Annotated in this window: 17 protein-coding genes and 2 pseudogenes; 10 read left to right on the top strand and 9 right to left on the bottom strand. The window is 61.7% G+C overall.

The annotated features are described in order from the left end of the window. Positions 1-84 precede the first annotated feature (84 nt). The 3 genes from BMW76_RS23705 to BMW76_RS23695 all read left to right on the top strand — a co-directional run bounded on the left by BMW76_RS23705 (position 85) and on the right by BMW76_RS23695 (position 2,655). Positions 85-720, top strand: coding sequence for an SRPBCC family protein (locus BMW76_RS23705; protein ID WP_090869541.1), 636 nt, complete (start codon positions 85-87; stop codon positions 718-720). A gap of 27 nt (positions 721-747) precedes the next feature. Then, the gene (locus tag BMW76_RS23700; RefSeq protein WP_090869538.1) at positions 748-2,163 is read left to right on the top strand and encodes an MFS transporter; all 1,416 of its coding nucleotides are present in this window, start codon (positions 748-750) and stop codon (positions 2,161-2,163) included. Positions 2,164-2,358: 195 nt separating this feature from the next. Then, positions 2,359-2,655 carry a DUF4148 domain-containing protein gene (locus tag BMW76_RS23695; RefSeq protein ID WP_090869536.1) on the top strand — a complete coding sequence of 99 codons (297 nt, stop codon included), beginning with the start codon at positions 2,359-2,361 and terminating at the stop codon, positions 2,653-2,655. 266 nt (positions 2,656-2,921) lie between these two features. On the opposite strand, the gene BMW76_RS23690 is transcribed toward BMW76_RS23695, so the two are convergent. From BMW76_RS23690 to BMW76_RS41960, 8 genes and pseudogenes are all read right to left on the bottom strand, one after another. Then, a complete protein-coding gene (locus BMW76_RS23690) occupies positions 2,922-3,656 on the bottom strand; it encodes an ABC transporter substrate-binding protein (protein WP_090869534.1) in 735 nt (244 codons plus the stop codon). Beyond that, positions 3,653-3,927, bottom strand: a pseudogene (locus BMW76_RS41965) (hypothetical protein); the annotation flags it as partial. The pseudogene BMW76_RS41965 and the gene BMW76_RS23690, both read right to left, overlap by 4 nt. A 214-nt stretch (positions 3,928-4,141) precedes the next feature. Then, positions 4,142-4,903 (bottom strand): IclR family transcriptional regulator, encoded by a 762-nt coding sequence (locus BMW76_RS23680; protein WP_090869532.1) that lies wholly within the window; start codon positions 4,901-4,903, stop codon positions 4,142-4,144. Positions 4,904-4,993: 90 nt separating this feature from the next. Then, positions 4,994-5,746: an amino acid ABC transporter ATP-binding protein gene (locus BMW76_RS23675; protein ID WP_090869530.1), complete on the bottom strand. Its 753-nt coding sequence runs from the start codon at positions 5,744-5,746 to the stop codon at positions 4,994-4,996. Then, positions 5,743-6,390, bottom strand: a complete 648-nt coding sequence (locus BMW76_RS23670) for an amino acid ABC transporter permease (RefSeq protein ID WP_090869527.1) — start codon at positions 6,388-6,390, stop codon at positions 5,743-5,745. The genes BMW76_RS23675 and BMW76_RS23670 overlap by 4 nt, the downstream gene beginning before the upstream one ends. Before the next feature lie 22 nt (positions 6,391-6,412). Next, on the bottom strand, positions 6,413-7,132 hold the full coding sequence (locus BMW76_RS23665) for an amino acid ABC transporter permease (RefSeq protein ID WP_090869693.1): 720 nt from the start codon (positions 7,130-7,132) through the stop codon (positions 6,413-6,415). Positions 7,133-7,181: 49 nt separating this feature from the next. Then, positions 7,182-8,015, bottom strand: coding sequence for an ABC transporter substrate-binding protein (locus BMW76_RS23660; RefSeq protein WP_090869524.1), 834 nt, complete (start codon positions 8,013-8,015; stop codon positions 7,182-7,184). 231 nt (positions 8,016-8,246) lie between these two features. Further along, complete coding sequence (locus tag BMW76_RS41960) at positions 8,247-8,522, bottom strand: thiolase C-terminal domain-containing protein (protein ID WP_407669016.1); 276 nt, start codon at positions 8,520-8,522, stop codon at positions 8,247-8,249. A gap of 41 nt (positions 8,523-8,563) precedes the next feature. Here BMW76_RS41960 and BMW76_RS42475 point away from each other — a divergent pair, with 41 nt between their 5' ends. Then, entirely contained in the window at positions 8,564-8,692 is a 129-nt protein-coding gene (locus BMW76_RS42475) for a hypothetical protein (protein ID WP_281248544.1), read from the top strand. A gap of 33 nt (positions 8,693-8,725) precedes the next feature. Next, positions 8,726-8,935 (top strand): annotated as a pseudogene (locus BMW76_RS41955) (MFS transporter); the annotation flags it as partial. A gap of 249 nt (positions 8,936-9,184) precedes the next feature. Here BMW76_RS41955 and BMW76_RS23645 read toward each other — a convergent pair. Beyond that, positions 9,185-9,916 (bottom strand): GntR family transcriptional regulator, encoded by a 732-nt coding sequence (locus BMW76_RS23645; RefSeq protein WP_087736104.1) that lies wholly within the window; start codon positions 9,914-9,916, stop codon positions 9,185-9,187. Positions 9,917-10,301: 385 nt separating this feature from the next. On the opposite strand from BMW76_RS23645, the gene BMW76_RS23640 reads away from it, so the two are divergent. From BMW76_RS23640 to BMW76_RS23620, 5 genes are read left to right on the top strand one after another with little or no spacing between them, the layout of a single operon-like run. Then, positions 10,302-11,618, top strand: a complete 1,317-nt coding sequence (locus BMW76_RS23640; protein ID WP_090869521.1) for an aromatic ring-hydroxylating dioxygenase subunit alpha — start codon at positions 10,302-10,304, stop codon at positions 11,616-11,618. Positions 11,619-11,677: 59 nt separating this feature from the next. After that, positions 11,678-13,117, top strand: coding sequence for a glutamine synthetase family protein (locus BMW76_RS23635; RefSeq protein WP_090869519.1), 1,440 nt, complete (start codon positions 11,678-11,680; stop codon positions 13,115-13,117). 27 nt (positions 13,118-13,144) lie between these two features. Continuing rightward, entirely contained in the window at positions 13,145-13,468 is a 324-nt protein-coding gene (locus BMW76_RS23630) for a 2Fe-2S iron-sulfur cluster-binding protein (protein WP_090869518.1), read from the top strand. A gap of 4 nt (positions 13,469-13,472) precedes the next feature. Continuing rightward, on the top strand, positions 13,473-14,729 hold the full coding sequence (locus tag BMW76_RS23625; RefSeq protein ID WP_177200470.1) for an NAD(P)/FAD-dependent oxidoreductase: 1,257 nt from the start codon (positions 13,473-13,475) through the stop codon (positions 14,727-14,729). Next, a complete protein-coding gene (locus BMW76_RS23620) occupies positions 14,726-15,508 on the top strand; it encodes a gamma-glutamyl-gamma-aminobutyrate hydrolase family protein (RefSeq protein WP_407669015.1) in 783 nt (260 codons plus the stop codon). Before BMW76_RS23625 ends, BMW76_RS23620 begins: the two co-directional genes overlap by 4 nt. Positions 15,509-15,510: the final 2 nt, after the last annotated feature.

The following is a 15,510-nucleotide window of genomic DNA, read 5'->3' as shown; positions in this document are numbered from 1 at the left end:
CCGGATACACATCATCGCAAGCCGCTGTCTTTTGTAGCGCGCTGAATTGCGCGCTTCGATCGCGGCCGACAAGGAGAGTTGTACATGGAACTGACAGGCGAACAGATTCTGCCGCTGCCACGCGAACGCGTATGGGCTGCGTTGAACGATCCGGAGATTCTCAAGGCGTCGGTACCGGGATGCGAGTCTTTCGAACGCGTCGACGACAACCAGTTTCAGATGGTGATGGCGGCGACAGTCGGCCCGATCAAGGCGCGCTTCAGGGGCAAGATGATGCTGACCGATCTGCAGCCGCCGCAATCGTATTCGATGACCTTCGAAGGGTCGGGTGGCGCGGCCGGGTTCGGCAAGGGTGGGGCGCATGTCGATCTGCTGGCGGACGGCGGCGGCACGCGTCTCGTGTACCGGTCGCACGCACAGGTCGGCGGTCGTCTCGCACAGGTCGGCGCGCGCCTGATCGACGGTGTCGCGCGGAAGATGGCCGAAGACTTCTTTGGCCGCTTCACGGCGGCCGTCGTCGGTCCGCAGGAGCACGCAGCGCGCGACAACGGAGCGATGGCAGCCGATGCCGTATCGGGCGGCTCGACCTTGCATGCGGCTCCCGACGCGACACAGCACGCATCTGCGCAAAGATCCGAGGGCGCGAGCAGCAAGACCCTGACCTGGGCGTTGTGCCTCGTGGTCGTCATCGCGCTGGTCGCCGCGTACGCATTGCACTGACCAGAACGACGGGGAGAGGAGACGACAATGCAAGAAAGCAATGCGCTGCCTGGCGCGGTGAGGCAGGAAGCCGCGCAGAATGCGGCCGTTCATGCCACGGCAGACGCGGCGAAGGCGGCACTGATCCGGCGCATCGAGAGCGTGCCGTTCTCGCGATGGCATACGAAGGCTCGCATCATCATCGGTAGCGCGACGTTCTTCGACGCATTCGACGCGTTGTCGATCGCTTTCGTGCTGCCCGTGCTGATCGGCCTGTGGCATATCGAGCCGCTCGAAATCGGCGTTCTGATCGGAGCGAGTTACATCGGGCAATTCGTCGGTGCGCTGATCTTCGGCTGGTATGCGGAGCGGCGTGGGCGGATTCGCAGTGCGACCATCGCGATTGCGATCATGTCCGTGATGAGCATGGGCTGCGCGATGAGCGGCAGTTTCGCGATGCTGCTTGTGTGCCGCTTCGTGCAGGGCATTGGCGTCGGCGGAGAGATGCCCGTCGCTGCGACATACATCAGCGAGCTTTCGAATGCACACGGGCGCGGCAAGTACTTTCTGCTGTATGAGCTGATCTTTCCCGTTGGACTGATGGCGACGGGGCAGGTCGGCGCGTGGCTCGTCCCTGTCATCGGATGGAAGGTCATGTTCTGGATCGGCGCGGTGCCCGGCCTCGCGATCGCGTTGCTTGTTTCGCGATTGCCGGAATCGCCGCGCTGGCTGATTTCGAAAGGGCGTCTCGCGGAAGCGGAAACCGTCGTCAGGGATATGGAAGCGAGCACCGATCGTCGCATTACACCGAGTCAGAGAAAGCAGCCGGAAAACGCCACCGTGAATGCGCGCGCCGGCTGGCGCGAACTGCTGTCGCCGTTCTATCGCGGCCGCACGCTTGTCGTGTGGGCGCTTTGGGCGAGTGCGTTCTTCATTGCGAACAGCCTGAACAACTGGTTGCCGACGCTGTACCGGTCGCTCTATCACCTGCCGTTGCAGACGGCACTGCGCGCTGCATCGATGACGAATGTCGCGCAGGTTGCGTTGCTGCTCGTCTGCGCGTATGTGATCGATCGCGTAGGGCGCAGGAACTGGACAGTGGCGGCATTCTGTCTTGCAGCAGTCCTGTTCGCGTGCCTCGGTCTCTTCGGCGCGCATGACGTATGGAGCGCGATGGTACTCGGCACGCTCAGTTATGGACTCGTGGGCTCGATCGCGGCCGTGCTCTATCTGTACACGCCCGAGGTCTATCCGACCCGAATGCGCGCGACCAGCACCGGGCTCGCGACGTCGTGGCTGCGCCTGGCATCCGCCGTCGGGCCATCGCTTGCCGGGTTGCTGCTGCACAAGCGCGGTATCGCTTCCGTGTTCGTGATGTTCGCGATGGTGGCCGTGTTCGGCGCGCTCTGCGCGATGAAGATGACGGAGACCCGCGAGCGAAGCCTGGAAGAAATTGCGCCTTAGGCAAACGATCGGTTTTTCAGCGTGTTTTCCTGCAAGGAGCACTACGAAACAGCGAGCATGAATTGAAGGTGACACGCGCAATGCGTCTGTCATCGACTGTAACGAGTGCGCTTCGCAGTTGCGTCGCGTGTGGCGTGTCGTACCCGTTTCTGGGGGTAAGATGGGGTTTACGCTAAAGCCCTATCGGAGGCCACCATGAAGCTTATTGCCAATACCGCGGCGCTTTCTGCAGCCTTGCTGTTGCCGCTTGCCGCATATGCACAATCAACGGCACCGCTCACGCGCGAACAGGTCCGGCAGCAGGTCATCCAAATCGAGAATGCGGGCTATAACCCGTCGACGTCAGATTCCACTGCTTATCCCGAGAATATCCAGGCAGCACAGCGACGTCTCGATGCGCTCAAGACGAGTGACGGCTACGGCGGTGTCGCCACGACTTCAGTCAGTTCGGGCTCGGGGCGGAAGTTCTATCAGGGCGATGACTCTCAGTAAAACATGGTTCATGACGAGTCCGTGCCGTGTCCAAGGATCCAGTTCTTCACACAGCATCTCGGTCACGAACCAGCGCGTCGTTTGCGGTGCATCGGGTGACTGAAGATCCACGACACCGCGTTCAGCTCTGTCGTGATAGCGTCGTCACTCCGTGCGTGGTGCCAGATTGGACAAGCGCGGCCAATCGTCCGTGTGCGACTGATGGCCGCTTTCAGAGTGGGACCCGTCCGTGCTTTGATCGTCGACCAGTGCGAACTGAACAGCGGTTACGCCTCAGGCGCGACCGACGCCCCTGCGATCCCATGCCTGGCCAATGCATCGGCAACGAACCCTGAAGTCTTCATCTCCTCGACGAATGCATGAAGCGCCGCTGCGGCCGGCTGGCCACGGCTTTTCGGCGTGCCCATCGCCTGCTGGATCACCATAAACCGTTCATCGAGCAGCCGCAGGCCGGCCGTTTTCTTTGCATCCGCTTCGAGTTGCTGCTTCACGCCCGCTGCGACTTCGAGATTCTGTTCGAGGAACGTCTGCACGACAGCCGGCGAAGTGGGCGCGCGAACAATCTGCGCAGCCTTCAGTTCGCGTGTCAGGAACAGGTCATAAGCACTTCCTTTGCCGACGGCGACACGGTTATGCGGCTGATCCACATCTGCATTCGTTCTCACGGGCGAGTCATCGCGTACGAGATAGAAACCTTCGATCAACACATACGGTGCCGTGAAGGCAATCGTTTCCCCGCGCAACGGATCGACGGCGAAGAAGCCGAAATCCGCGCGCCCTTCGCTTACGGCTTGAACCGATTTGCCCGCCGCATCGAAGACAACCAGCTCCAGTTCGACGCCAAGCTTCCTGGCAAACGCACGTGCGAGATCGACGGACACGCCGAACGGTTCGCCCGTTTTGGGGTTGCTGTTCGCAAGAATCGGATTGCCGAGATTGATCGACGCGCGCAGCTTGCCGCTCGGCGTGAACGCGGTGATAACGGATTGATCGATAGTCATGGATGCTCTCGTCGCAACCTCGTTTTCAGGCTGCGGCCTTGGGGTTCAAGAATCTCGCTGATGCGCGAGAGGGCGTCGAGCGTATCAGCAAATGATGCTCGCGCATCGCCTCCGACGCTTCTTCATTACGCTAGTGTTCGGGTATTTCGAGCAGATGCAGGTACCGCTTCGCACGTTCGACGTAGCGCTCGCGATGCTGCGCCGAACGGTATGACAGCAGACGGCGTACGCGGTTGACCCGTTTGATCGTGTCGATAAAGAAACTACCCGATGCGGCGGAGAAAATGTGCGCTACTTCGAGGCGGCTTGCAGGAGTATATGCAGGATCATTATTGGCCGTATACAGGGAAGATGCCCAGTCACAGACCCTACATCGACGATGTGCTGTGATGATCGCAAGCCGTGCACTCATCGGCAGATTGACGCTGGTACCCGACGGCAGGCGGTGCAAGAACCACCGCTGGTATTGACGATCACGGCCGGTTTCACGTACGCATCGATGGCTGCGACAACGCCTTCGCCGAGGCAATCAGATCGTCGAGCATCGCGGCACGCCTGGCGGGATCAGTGTCGCGCCCCGTCATGAAGCACAGCGCCGCGATGGGCAGGCCGGTACGATCGCGCACAGGCGCGGCCATGCAAAGCCGGAACGACATCGAAAGGCCCTCCGTGCAGCAATAGCCCCGCGCACCCGCATCGCGAACGTCCCGCATGAAGTCGTCGAATCCGATGCGGCGGCCGTCATCCAGTACGTAGTCTTCATCCGGAATAAGCGCGTGGACGTCCGCGTCGGTCAGATGTCCGAGCAACAGGCGCCCCGTTGCCGTCCACGGGATCGGCACCTTCACGCCGATATCGGAGGTGATGTTGAACGGGCGCGCGCTGTTCTCCGACAGCACTACCGTGTACTTGTTGCCTTCGAGCATGCACAGTTGCGTGGTCTCGTCGTACTTGCGCACGAGACCGAGTATGGTTTGATGAGCGCGCGTGATGAGATCGTTGTGCATCGCGTAATCGGCGCCGTAGTAGTGCATCTCGCGTCCGAAAAACACGCTGCCGTCGGCGGCTGTTTCGAGCCAGCCCGCCTCCGTGAGTATCGTGACCAGCTCGTAGACGCTCGAACGCGGCGCACGCGTCGCCTCGATCAGCTCGCGCATCGTCAGTGGACGCCGCGCAACATGTAGCTCCCTGAAAATGCCGATCACGCGGTCCACCCCCCGGGCCCGTGACGATTCTGATGCAGACATTCCGTAGACTCCGTCGGCGATAGGGATCGCAGTTCGTTCTTCTGTTGTTGTCGTTCGTTCTTGTGCGATGGATGCGATGGATGCGATGCGTCAATGATCGAGTACGCGGTGCAGGAACTGCCTGGTCCGCTCGTTCTGCGGCGTGACGAAGATCTCCTCCGGCACGCCCTGTTCGGCGATCACGCCTTTGTCCATAAACACGACGCGGTCCGCCGTCTTGCGCGCAAAGCCCATTTCGTGCGTGACGACGACCATCGTCATGCCGTCGCGCGCCAGGCCGCGCATGACTTCCGTGACTTCGCCGACTAGTTCCGGGTCCAGTGCGGAGGTTGCTTCGTCGAAGAACATGATGCCGGGCTCGACGGCCAGCGCCCGCGCAATCGCGACACGCTGCTGCTGGCCGCCCGACAACTGGCTCGGATAATGTTCGGCGCGATCGGCGAGGCCCACGCGGTCGAGCACGTCCATTGCGCGTTTGCGCGCATCGGCGGGACTCATCTTGCGCGCCTTGATCAGCGCGAGCGTCACGTTGCCGAGCGCCGTCTTGTGCGGAAACAGATTGAACTGCTGGAACACCATGCCAACGTGACCGCGGATTTCCTTCGCGCGACGCACATCGTGGAGCGGTACTTCGTTGACCCAGACTTCGCCGGAATCGGCCGTTTCGAGACCGGCCATGATGCGCAGCACCGTGCTCTTGCCCGAACCGGACGCGCCGATCAGCACGAGCACTTCGCCGGGGCGCACTTCGAGATTGATTTCCTTCAGCACCTTCGTCGCGCCGAACGATTTGCTGACGCCGTTCAGGTTGATAACTGGCCTGGACCCGATGGATGTGGTCATGACAACACGCTCCTACGATCATGGTGGCGCACCCACTGCGACAGCGGGAAACACACGACGAAGTACAGCACGGCGACGAGTCCATAGATTTCGACCGGCTTGCCGACGCGGTCGACGATGGCCTGACCGCCATGCATCAGTTCCGACATGCCGATCATGCTGACGATCGAGGTGTCCTTGATCAGCGACAGGTACTGACCGATCAGCGGCGGCAACACGATCTTGCCCGTCTGCGGCAACACGACCGAGAAGAACGTCTGCGTCTTGCTGAGACCGAGAATCTGCGAAACTTCCCATTGCCCTTTGGGTACGGCTTCGATGCCCGAGCGGAACACCTCGGCGATATAGGCGCCCTGGTACACGCTCAAGCCGACGACGCCCGCCGCGAACACATCGATCGCATAGCCGAAGTACGACACGCCGAAATAGATGAACATCAGCGTGATGAGCACGGGCGTGCCGCGAAACAGTTCGGTGTAGAGCTTCGCGACGCGCGCGCTGCCCCACGGTCCGAACGAGCGCAGTACCGCGGCGAGCAGGCCGATCAGCGTGCCGCCGGCAATCGATGCCGCGGAGAGCAGCAAGGTCGCGACCAGTCCTTGCAGCAGGATCGACAGGCTGGTCGTCAGCAGTTCGGTTGACATGGACGGTTTCCCCTTCGATGGTTCACGTGCGGTTCGCCTGACGCGGCATCAGCAGAAGCCGCCGACGCGTGTGCTGCTTGAGCATGAGGGGCGGGTGGAACATGCGCGCGCCGATCTGCTCCGCGATCCATGACAGACAGTTGCTCAGTAGCAGATACGCGATCAGCGTCACCGAGAACGTCTGGATATAGAGCAGGGTTCGCGCATTGATCACGGTCGCCGTGCCCGTCAGTTCAGGCAACGCGATCGCGGACAGCAGCGACGTGCCTAGCAGCAACTGGATCAGGTTGTTGACGATGGCTGGATAGACGGCGCGCGCCGCTTGCGGCAATACGACTTCGATGAAGACCTGTGAACGGCCCAGGCCAAGAATGCCGGCCGCTTCGATCTGTCCGCGCGGCACTGACTGAATGCCAGCGCGGAAAACTTCCGCCATATACGCGCCCACATTCACGCCGAGCGCGATCACGCCCGCCGTGTACGCACTCAGGTTCAAACCCAGCGACGGCAAAGCGAAGAACACGATGAATATCTGCAGCAAGACAGGCGTGTTGCGGATCAGCTCGATATAGCAACGCGCGACGACGCGCAGCGGCGCGAGATGCGAAGCGCCCGCGAGCGCGGTCAGCAGACCGAGAATCAGCGCTACGCAAAATGCGAGCAGCGTGACCTGCAACGTGAGCCACGCGGCCTGAAAAAATTCGGGCACGTAGCCCCACAGGGTCAGCCATTGATAACTCATCGCCATTCCTTCGCAAAGGCGTACGGGCGCTTGCGTCGCGCGTTCGTGTTCAGAACTGTGGGTTGAGCGGATAGCGGGGCGCGGTGCCGAACCACTTCGTGTACAGCTGCGCGTTTTGTTTCGACGCGTTGATGTTGAACAGGAACAGATTCAGGTAGTTGAGCCAGACCTGATCGCCCGATTTCACACCGAACGCGTTGTATTCGAGCGGCACGAGGGCTTCGTTGGTGACGGTCAGTTCGGGGTCCAGCTTCGCCTGATAGGCGAGGAAGTTATTGTCCTCGATCATTGCGTCGGCCTGGCCCTGCTTGACAGCGAGAATGGCGGCTTCCGAGCTGTCGTATTCCTGGATCTTCACGGGGATACCCAGCGCGCGCACTTCGTCGCCGTTCGTCGAGCCCTTGACGGTTGCGATCGTATGGCCCGACATGTCCTTCACCGACTGAATGCCGCTGCTCTTCTTGACGAGCAGCGCCTCGCTCGCGACGACGTATGGCGTCGTGAACGTGATTTCCTTCGCACGTTCGAGGTTGCGCGTGAAGTTGCAGAAGACCACGTCGACCTTGGCAGTCTGCAGATTCGGAATGCGGTTCGCGCTCGTCGTGTTGACCATTTCGAGCTTCACGCCCATCTGCTTCGCCAGTTCTTTCGCGAGGTCGACGTCATAGCCGTCTGGTTGTCCGTTCTTGTCGTAGAAGCCGAATGGCGCGAAGGTCAGACAGTCGCCGACACGCAGCGTGCCGCGTTGCAGGACGGCCTGCAAGGTCGAGCCGGTCGCGGCATCCTGGCCGGGCGTCGCGACCTTGGTGCAGCCGGTGAGTGCCAGCAGGCCGACGACGGCGGACAAACAGGCGAACTTTACGCTTTCTTTGAACAGTCTCATTTTCGACCTTTGTGAAAGGAATTCCATTCTGGACGGAACTCGCGACCGTAGCGGTCATGGCTGCGCGCACGCGTGAACCGACGGATCGCGCACATCGTTGTGTCTGGTATATCGGAATCGAATCCGGCACAGCAGATGCGACCCAGTGTTTCATGGAAAAAAACGGCTGACAAGCGGGTTTACGCGCGCCTTCGATGTCGATTGAAGGCGCGGCGAAAGGTGGCCACGGCGTCACTGATGAGTTGCCTGAACGCCAATGCATGCATCGAAACCCTGTCGCACGATGGGGTGACCTTTCGCTTTGAGTCCGACAGACAGATTCACAGGCAACACGCCGTCTGCCTCGACCAGACCTTCGTCGATCACGCGATGTCCCTCTCCGCGCGGAGCGAGGCCCATTGCTTCGTAGATGAGCGGCTCTGCGAGCGTAAAGCAATCGTGGACTTCGGCGGCGCCGAAGCGCGCATCCCCGAAGCGACGCTCGCTGAATTGCGTCGCCGTGGGCACGCGAGCGGCTGCCTCTGTCGGGCTTTCACCGCAAGCTGCTCGTGATCGGCGGACTCGGCTACATGTTCGACGGACCCGATCCTTCGTCGCTCACGCTTCTGTGGCCCGTGGTCAGCAAGCTATGGCACCTGTCGAGGGTGCAAAGCGGGCTCGTCGCGAGCAGCACATAGACGGGGTACTTTTTTGGCGCGTTCCTGTCGGGCGTGCTCGTGGACATCATCGGCCGGCGCCGCATCATGATGTCCGCGCTTTCGATCTATTGCGTCGCGTCGTTTGCGAGCGGCATGGTCAACGACTGGCACGTCTTCTTTGCGCTTCGCATCCTGGCTGGATGCGGATCGGGCGCCGAGGCCGTCGTCATCGCGCCGTTCCTCGCCGAATTCATTCCGCAGCGCTATCGCGGCATGTTCTGCGGCGCGCTCGTCGGCTTCATGTCGTTCGGTTACGTGACCTCGTCGATTCCCGGCTATACGGTGATCGGCGAGTCCCCGATGGATGGCGGCGCGCAGCGTTCATCGCGGCGCCGCTCACGTTGCATCAGGCGGCGAGCGTTAGCACGAGCGGGGAGTCGTGAAAAGCGCCGTAGTCGCAAAGGACATTGGTCATCAGGCAAAACAACACGGCGCAAAACTGCCGCACGCGGCGATGAACGGTTGCGCCGCTTACAGAACAGCCTCGGCGACAAGCTGCAAGGCCGGCGCGAGCTTCATATACACCTCTGGACGCTCGAGCGCATAGGTCAGATTCCTTTGCGCGATCTGTACGTGTTCGGTCGCGAGCGCCTGCGCGCGCGTGCCTTCGCCGTGCTCCATCGCCTGCACGAGGCTGTGATGCTGCTGATGGGCCATGAAGAGCCATTGACGCCCTTCTTCGATGGCGGACTGCATCGGCAGCATCGCGCTGGCTGCGGCGAACGGCAGGCGGTTGTTCATTTCGATCGCACGAATCAGCGCCGCGTTGCCCGAGCCCTCGACGATCAGCTTGTGAAAACGGTTGTTCATGTCCGTATATGCGGCGTAGTCGTCGAGATCGAGTTCTGATTTTGCGAGCAGCCGGTCGCCCGCGCGCAGGCATTCGCTCAACGCGTTGGACAGTTGCCGCGGCACGCCATGTTCTGCGACCAGACGCGCAGCCATGCCTTCGAGGTGTCCGCGCACTGCGATCGCATCGGAGATTTCCGCGGACGTGATGCGCCGCATGACGTATCCGCCTGCCGGAGACGGCTCGACGAGCCCTTCCTGTTCGAGCGTCGTGAGGGCCAGCCGAACCGGCGTGCGCGACGCCTTGAGCCGCTCGGCGAGCGCCACCTCTCCCAGGCGTTCGCCCGGCGCAAATTCGCCCTTCAGTATCAGGTCGCGCAGGTACACCAACACACGTTCTTGCTGGGATTCCATTTCTTCTCTCCAGTGGCGCCCGGGCGGATGCGGGACGCCCTATGTGTCGCTGATTGTAGATCAGATGAGGCGGCGTCAACCGATGGCTCTGGCGAGATATCGCAAGTATGTTTTTGAATGCATACAATTCGTGGTGGTACGGCCGATTGCTTGCAAATACCCTACTCTAGGGAAAATCCTGGTGAGTGTAGATAATATAGATAAAAATCAAGCAGATAGATCGGACGATCCTCGTAAATTTGCCGATTTTCCGGCGAGCTGGGACGCTGTAGGTTGCATACATACATTGAACATCTGGATGCTTATGGCTATTCTTCGTGCTCATCAGCAGCCGGTTTGCATACACGAAACCGGTAGATGCATTCAACTCAACCGGAGACAAGCCATGATGAGTTCGCAGCAAAACGAGACGATCACGCGCGTCGGCCAAGGCACGCCAGCCGGCCGGTTGCTGCGCAATTACTGGCAGCCGGTAGCGCTGGTCGAGGAACTGCCCGCCGAGCGTCCCGTGAAAGCCGTGCGGCTGATGGGGCAAGACTTCGTCGTGTTCAAGGACGAACGGGGCCGCTACGGCATGCTGGACCGCGACTGCCCGCACCGTGGCGCCGACCTCGCAGCAGGACGGCTCGAAGCAGGCGGTCTGCGCTGCGCATTCCACGGCTGGCTCTTCGACGCCAACGGAGCCTGCCTGTCGACCCCCGGCGAGCCCGTCGGCAGCACGCTGTGCAAGATGGTCCGTCAGAGCGCGTACCCGGTCGTGGATCGCAGCGGCATCCTGTTCGCCTATATCGGCAACGGCGAGCCGCCCGCCTTCCCGAATTTCGACTGCTTCGCTGCACCGGGCGAATACACGTTCGCGTTCAAGGGCCTGTTCGAATGCAACTGGCTGCAGGCGCTCGAAGTCGGTATCGATCCGGCGCACGCGTCATTTCTGCATCGGTTCTTTGAGGACGAAGACGTGAGCGAAAGCTATGGCAAGCAGTTTCGCGGTGCGTCGGCGGACTCGGACATGCCGATCACGAAGGTGCTGCGTGAATACGAATCGCCGGAAATTCTCGTGAGTCCCGCCGACTATGGATTGCGTCTTATCGCGAAGCGCCCGCTCGACGACACGCAGACGCACGTGCGCGTGACCAACGTCGTATTCCCGCAGGCCTTCGTGATTCCGATGAACTCGGAGATGACGATCACACAGTGGCACGTGCCCGTCGACGACGAGAACTGCTATTGGTACGCGATATTTACGAGCTTCGGTGCGCCAACCAACAAGGAGCAGATGCGCGCGCAACGTCTCGAACTTTATGAACTGCCCGACTACACATCACGAAAGAACAAGCGTAACCACTACGGTTTCGATTCGAAGGAGCAGTTGACCCAGACCTACACGGGAATGGGCTTCGACATCAACGTGCACGACCAGTGGGCCGTCGAATCGCAAGGCCCGATTCAGGACCGCACGCGCGAGCATCTGGGCACGACCGACAAGGGGATCATCGCGTACCGCCGTCTGCTGGTGGACGCGATCGAGAAGACGCAAGCGGGCGAGAAGACGCTGATGATGCTGGACGAACACGAGGCCGCGCACCTGACGGGGCCCGCGTCGATCGACGGCATTGGACCGGCGCAAGGTTGGGACGAGTACTGGAAGGAGTCCGACCTGAAGCGCCGCAACGCTGCTCGTTGGCCCGCGCCCAAGGCTTGAACCCGCATCCTGCAAACCACAATGGAGCGCGTGGGCGCCCAGGCGCCGCGCGAATCGACATGTCATTCGTAGAAACCCACGGCTTATGGACGGACGACCAGCACGCTGCCTACGCCGAGTTGCTGGAACGCCTCAAGAAGCGCGACGTTCAGGTCGTTCGTTTTTCGTTTCCCGATCAGCATGGAGTGCTGCGCGGCAAGACGCTCGTCGTTGATGAAGCGATCAAGGCGTTCAGGAGCGGCGTAACGCTCACTACCACGCTGCTTGCCAAAGATACGTCGCATCGCACCGTGTTTCCTGTGTACACGACGGGCGGCGGCTTCGACATGCCCGAAATGCAAGGGGCCTGCGACACCATGATGATCGCGGACCCCGAAACCTTCCGCGTATTGCCGTGGGCGCCGCATACCGGCTGGGTACTGTGCGATGTCTACTTCAACAATGGCAGGCCGGTGCCGTTCGGCACGCGGCATCTGTTCCGACGCGCGCTGGAGCAACTCGGCAATCATGGCTTCGAGTTCTGCTCCGGACTCGAAGTCGAGTTCCATGTCTTCAAGGTCGCCAGTCCGAACATGAAGCCCGAGCACGCCGGACAACCAGGCGTGCCGCCCGACATCGAACTGTTATCGCACGGCTATCAGTATCTGACGGAGCTGCGCTATGACGCCGTCGATGAAGTAATGGAGATGCTGCGGCTTGGCATCGAAGGACTCGGGTTGCCTGTGCGCTCGCTCGAAGTCGAATATGGGCCGAGCCAGTTCGAGTTTACGTTCGCGCCGACGAAGGGCGTTCGGAGCGCCGACGACATGGTTCTGTTCCGCAGCGCCGTCAAGCAGATCTGTCAGCGCAACGGCTATCACGCGACGTTCATGTGTCGTCCGCGGATTCCGAATGTGGTGTCGAGCGGATGGCATCTGCATCAATCGCTCGTGCGCATGGCCGATGGAAAGAATGCATTCATGCCCGGCGACGACGACACGGCGCCACTTTCGGCAAGCGGCCAGCACTATCTCGCGGGTCTGCTTGCTCACGCGCAGGGCGCGACTGCGTTGTCGACGCCGACCATCAACGGCTACCGGCGCTACCGGCCGTACTCGAACGCGCCGGACCGCGCGAACTGGGGACGCGACAACCGCGGCGTGATGCTGCGCGTGCTAGGCGGCGCGAACGATCCCGCGACGCGCATCGAGAACCGCGTCGGTGAACCGACTGCCAATCCGTATCTGTACTTCGGCTCGCAGGTGCTATCGGGACTCGACGGTCTGCGGCGCAAGCTCGCGCTTCCTCCATCGGCCGACACGCCGTACGAAACGCAAGCCGATGCACTGCCTCGCACGCTGGGCGACGCAATCGCCGCGCTGCGCGGCGACGAATGTCTGCGCGAAGGCTGTGGCAGCGCGTTTATCGACTACTTCTGCAAGCTCAAGGAAGCGGAGATCGATCGCTTCAACCTGGAAGTCACCGAGTGGGAACACCGGGAGTATTTCGAAACGTTCTGATGGTGTTTCCATCGAAGGAGAGAAGCCATGCCTATCGTCACCTACATTCTGCGCGACGGCGAGCGCAGAGAAATCGATGTGCCCGCCGGCACCAGCGTGATGGAAGCCGCGATACACAACAACGTGCGCGGCATCGACGCCGAGTGCGGCGGCTGCCTGTCGTGCGCGACGTGCCATGTCTATGTCGATGCGTCGTCCGCTGCGGAGATTCCATCGCCCGACGACTCAGAGCTGGAATTGCTCGATGGCGTGGCCGCCGAACGTCGTCCCGAGAGCCGGCTGAGTTGCCAGCTTGTCGTCATGCCCGCGATGCACGGCCTCGTCGTGCAGATTCCGCCGAAGCAGGGCTGACATCATGAAACGTACGCTGGTGGTCGTCGGCGCGTCGTATGCGGGCGTGCAACTCGCGGCGTCCGCGCGGGAACTCGGATTCGACGGCGATATCGTGCTGCTCGGCGATGAGCCCGACGCGCCGTATCAACGTCCGCCGCTGTCGAAGGGATTTCTCACGGGCAGCTTTGCGGAGGAGCGCCTGCCGCTGCGTTCGCAGGCGTTCTTCGAAGAAGAGCGCATTCAATGGAGGCCGTCGACGCGCGCGATGCGCATCGATCGCGAGAGAAAAGCAGTCGAACTGCACGACGGCACCTGCGTCGCGTACGATCATCTCGCGCTGGCGACGGGCGCGCGCGTGCGCAAGCTCGATTGCCACGGCGCGTCGCACGATGCCGTTCACTATCTTCGCGATCTGCGCGATGCAAGACGGCTCGCCGAGTCCGCGCGTACGGCGCGGCGTGCCGTCGTGATCGGCGGCGGCTACATCGGGCTCGAAGCGGCAGCGTCGTTGCGTCAGAGCGGGTTGGAAGTCACTGTTGTCGAGACCGAGCCGCGTCTGCTCGCGCGTGTCGCGTCGCCGTGGATGTCCGCCTTCATGCAGCGCGCGCACGCCGCGCATGGCGTCTCGTTCGTATTCGGACGCAAGGTGGTGAAGCTGCACGACACCTACGATGTGGTTTCCGTCGAGCTCGACGATGGAACGCGTCTGCTCTGCGATCTCGTTGTCGTGGGCATTGGCGTGATCCCGAACACGGAACTCGCGGCGGAATGCGGATTGAAGGTCGCAGGCGGCATCGTCGTGGATACGCATGCGCGCACCAGCGACCCGGCGATCGTGGCCGCGGGCGATTGCGTGTCGTTCGTGCCTCATTGGGCCCCTGCCGGTTCGCCGGCACGCCGCATCGAGTCGGTGCAGAACGCAAACGATATGGCCAGAACGGCAGCCGCTTGCGTGGTCGGGCGCGCCGAGCCGTATCGTGCGCTGCCGTGGTTCTGGTCGGATCAATACGATCTGAAGCTGCAAATGGCGGGCGTGAACGCAGGCTTCACCGACTTCGCCGTGCGCGGCGCTGTTGAAGACAATCGGTTCTCGCTCTTTTATTTTCGCGGCGAAGCACTCATCGCAGTCGATAGCATCAATAGGCCACAGGATCACATGCTGGCTCGCAAGCTGCTCGCAAACGGCGCGCAGCTCTCACTGACGCAGGCCGGCGATCCGCAATTCGATCTGAAGACGCTCGCAAGCGGCGAACCACGCGTCACGCAAGGAGCGGCATGATGCACGACGCCAATCGAAACCGGCCGCTGGTGGGCGTCGTATGCGACCGCTTTTTCGTCGGCGAGCACGATCTGCATAGCGCGAAGCACAGCTATGTCCGCGCGTTGATGGCAGGCTCGTGCGTGAGCCCCGTTCTGATTCCCGCCTCTCAAGACATCGATTCGATCGAAGGGTATCTCGACGGCGTGAGCGGTTTGCTGTTTCCGGGCGGCGCATCGAATGTCGAGGCGAAGCGCTACGGCGGACCTGTCGATGCCGGCATGCTCGTCGATCCCGACCGCGATCACGTCGCGCTGGAACTGATGCGCGGCGCAGCCGCGTGCGGCATGCCCTTTCTCGCGATATGCAGGGGCTTCCAGGAAATGAACGTGGCCTTCGGCGGCACGTTGCACGCCGATATCCATGCGTCAGGGCACTCCGCAGACCATCTCGAAGATATCGATGAAGACCTGCACACTCGCTATCGATACCGGCACGACGTCGAGCTCATCGCGACGGGCACATTGTCCTCGCTCGCGGGAGGGCACCGCGTGCGCGTGAATTCGCTGCATCGGCAGGGCGTGGCGGCGCTCGCGCCATCGCTGACTATCGAGGCGCGCGCCTCTGACGGGCTGATCGAGGCGTATCGCCTGAGCGGCCACGACTTCGCGCTGGGTGTGCAGTGGCATCCGGAAGCGATGATGGAAAGCGATGCGCTATCACGCGCGCTCTTCGAAGCATTCGGCGCAAGCTGCCGCCGTTACGCCGCGCTACGCGCAGCCGCTCATCACGAGAGTTAGAT

Origin of the sequence: Paraburkholderia diazotrophica, assembly GCF_900108945.1 — a bacterium.
Taxonomy (GTDB): domain Bacteria; phylum Pseudomonadota; class Gammaproteobacteria; order Burkholderiales; family Burkholderiaceae; genus Paraburkholderia; species Paraburkholderia diazotrophica.
The sequence above is the reverse complement of the archived record's forward strand: the minus strand, read 5'-3'. Positions and strand labels throughout refer to the sequence as shown.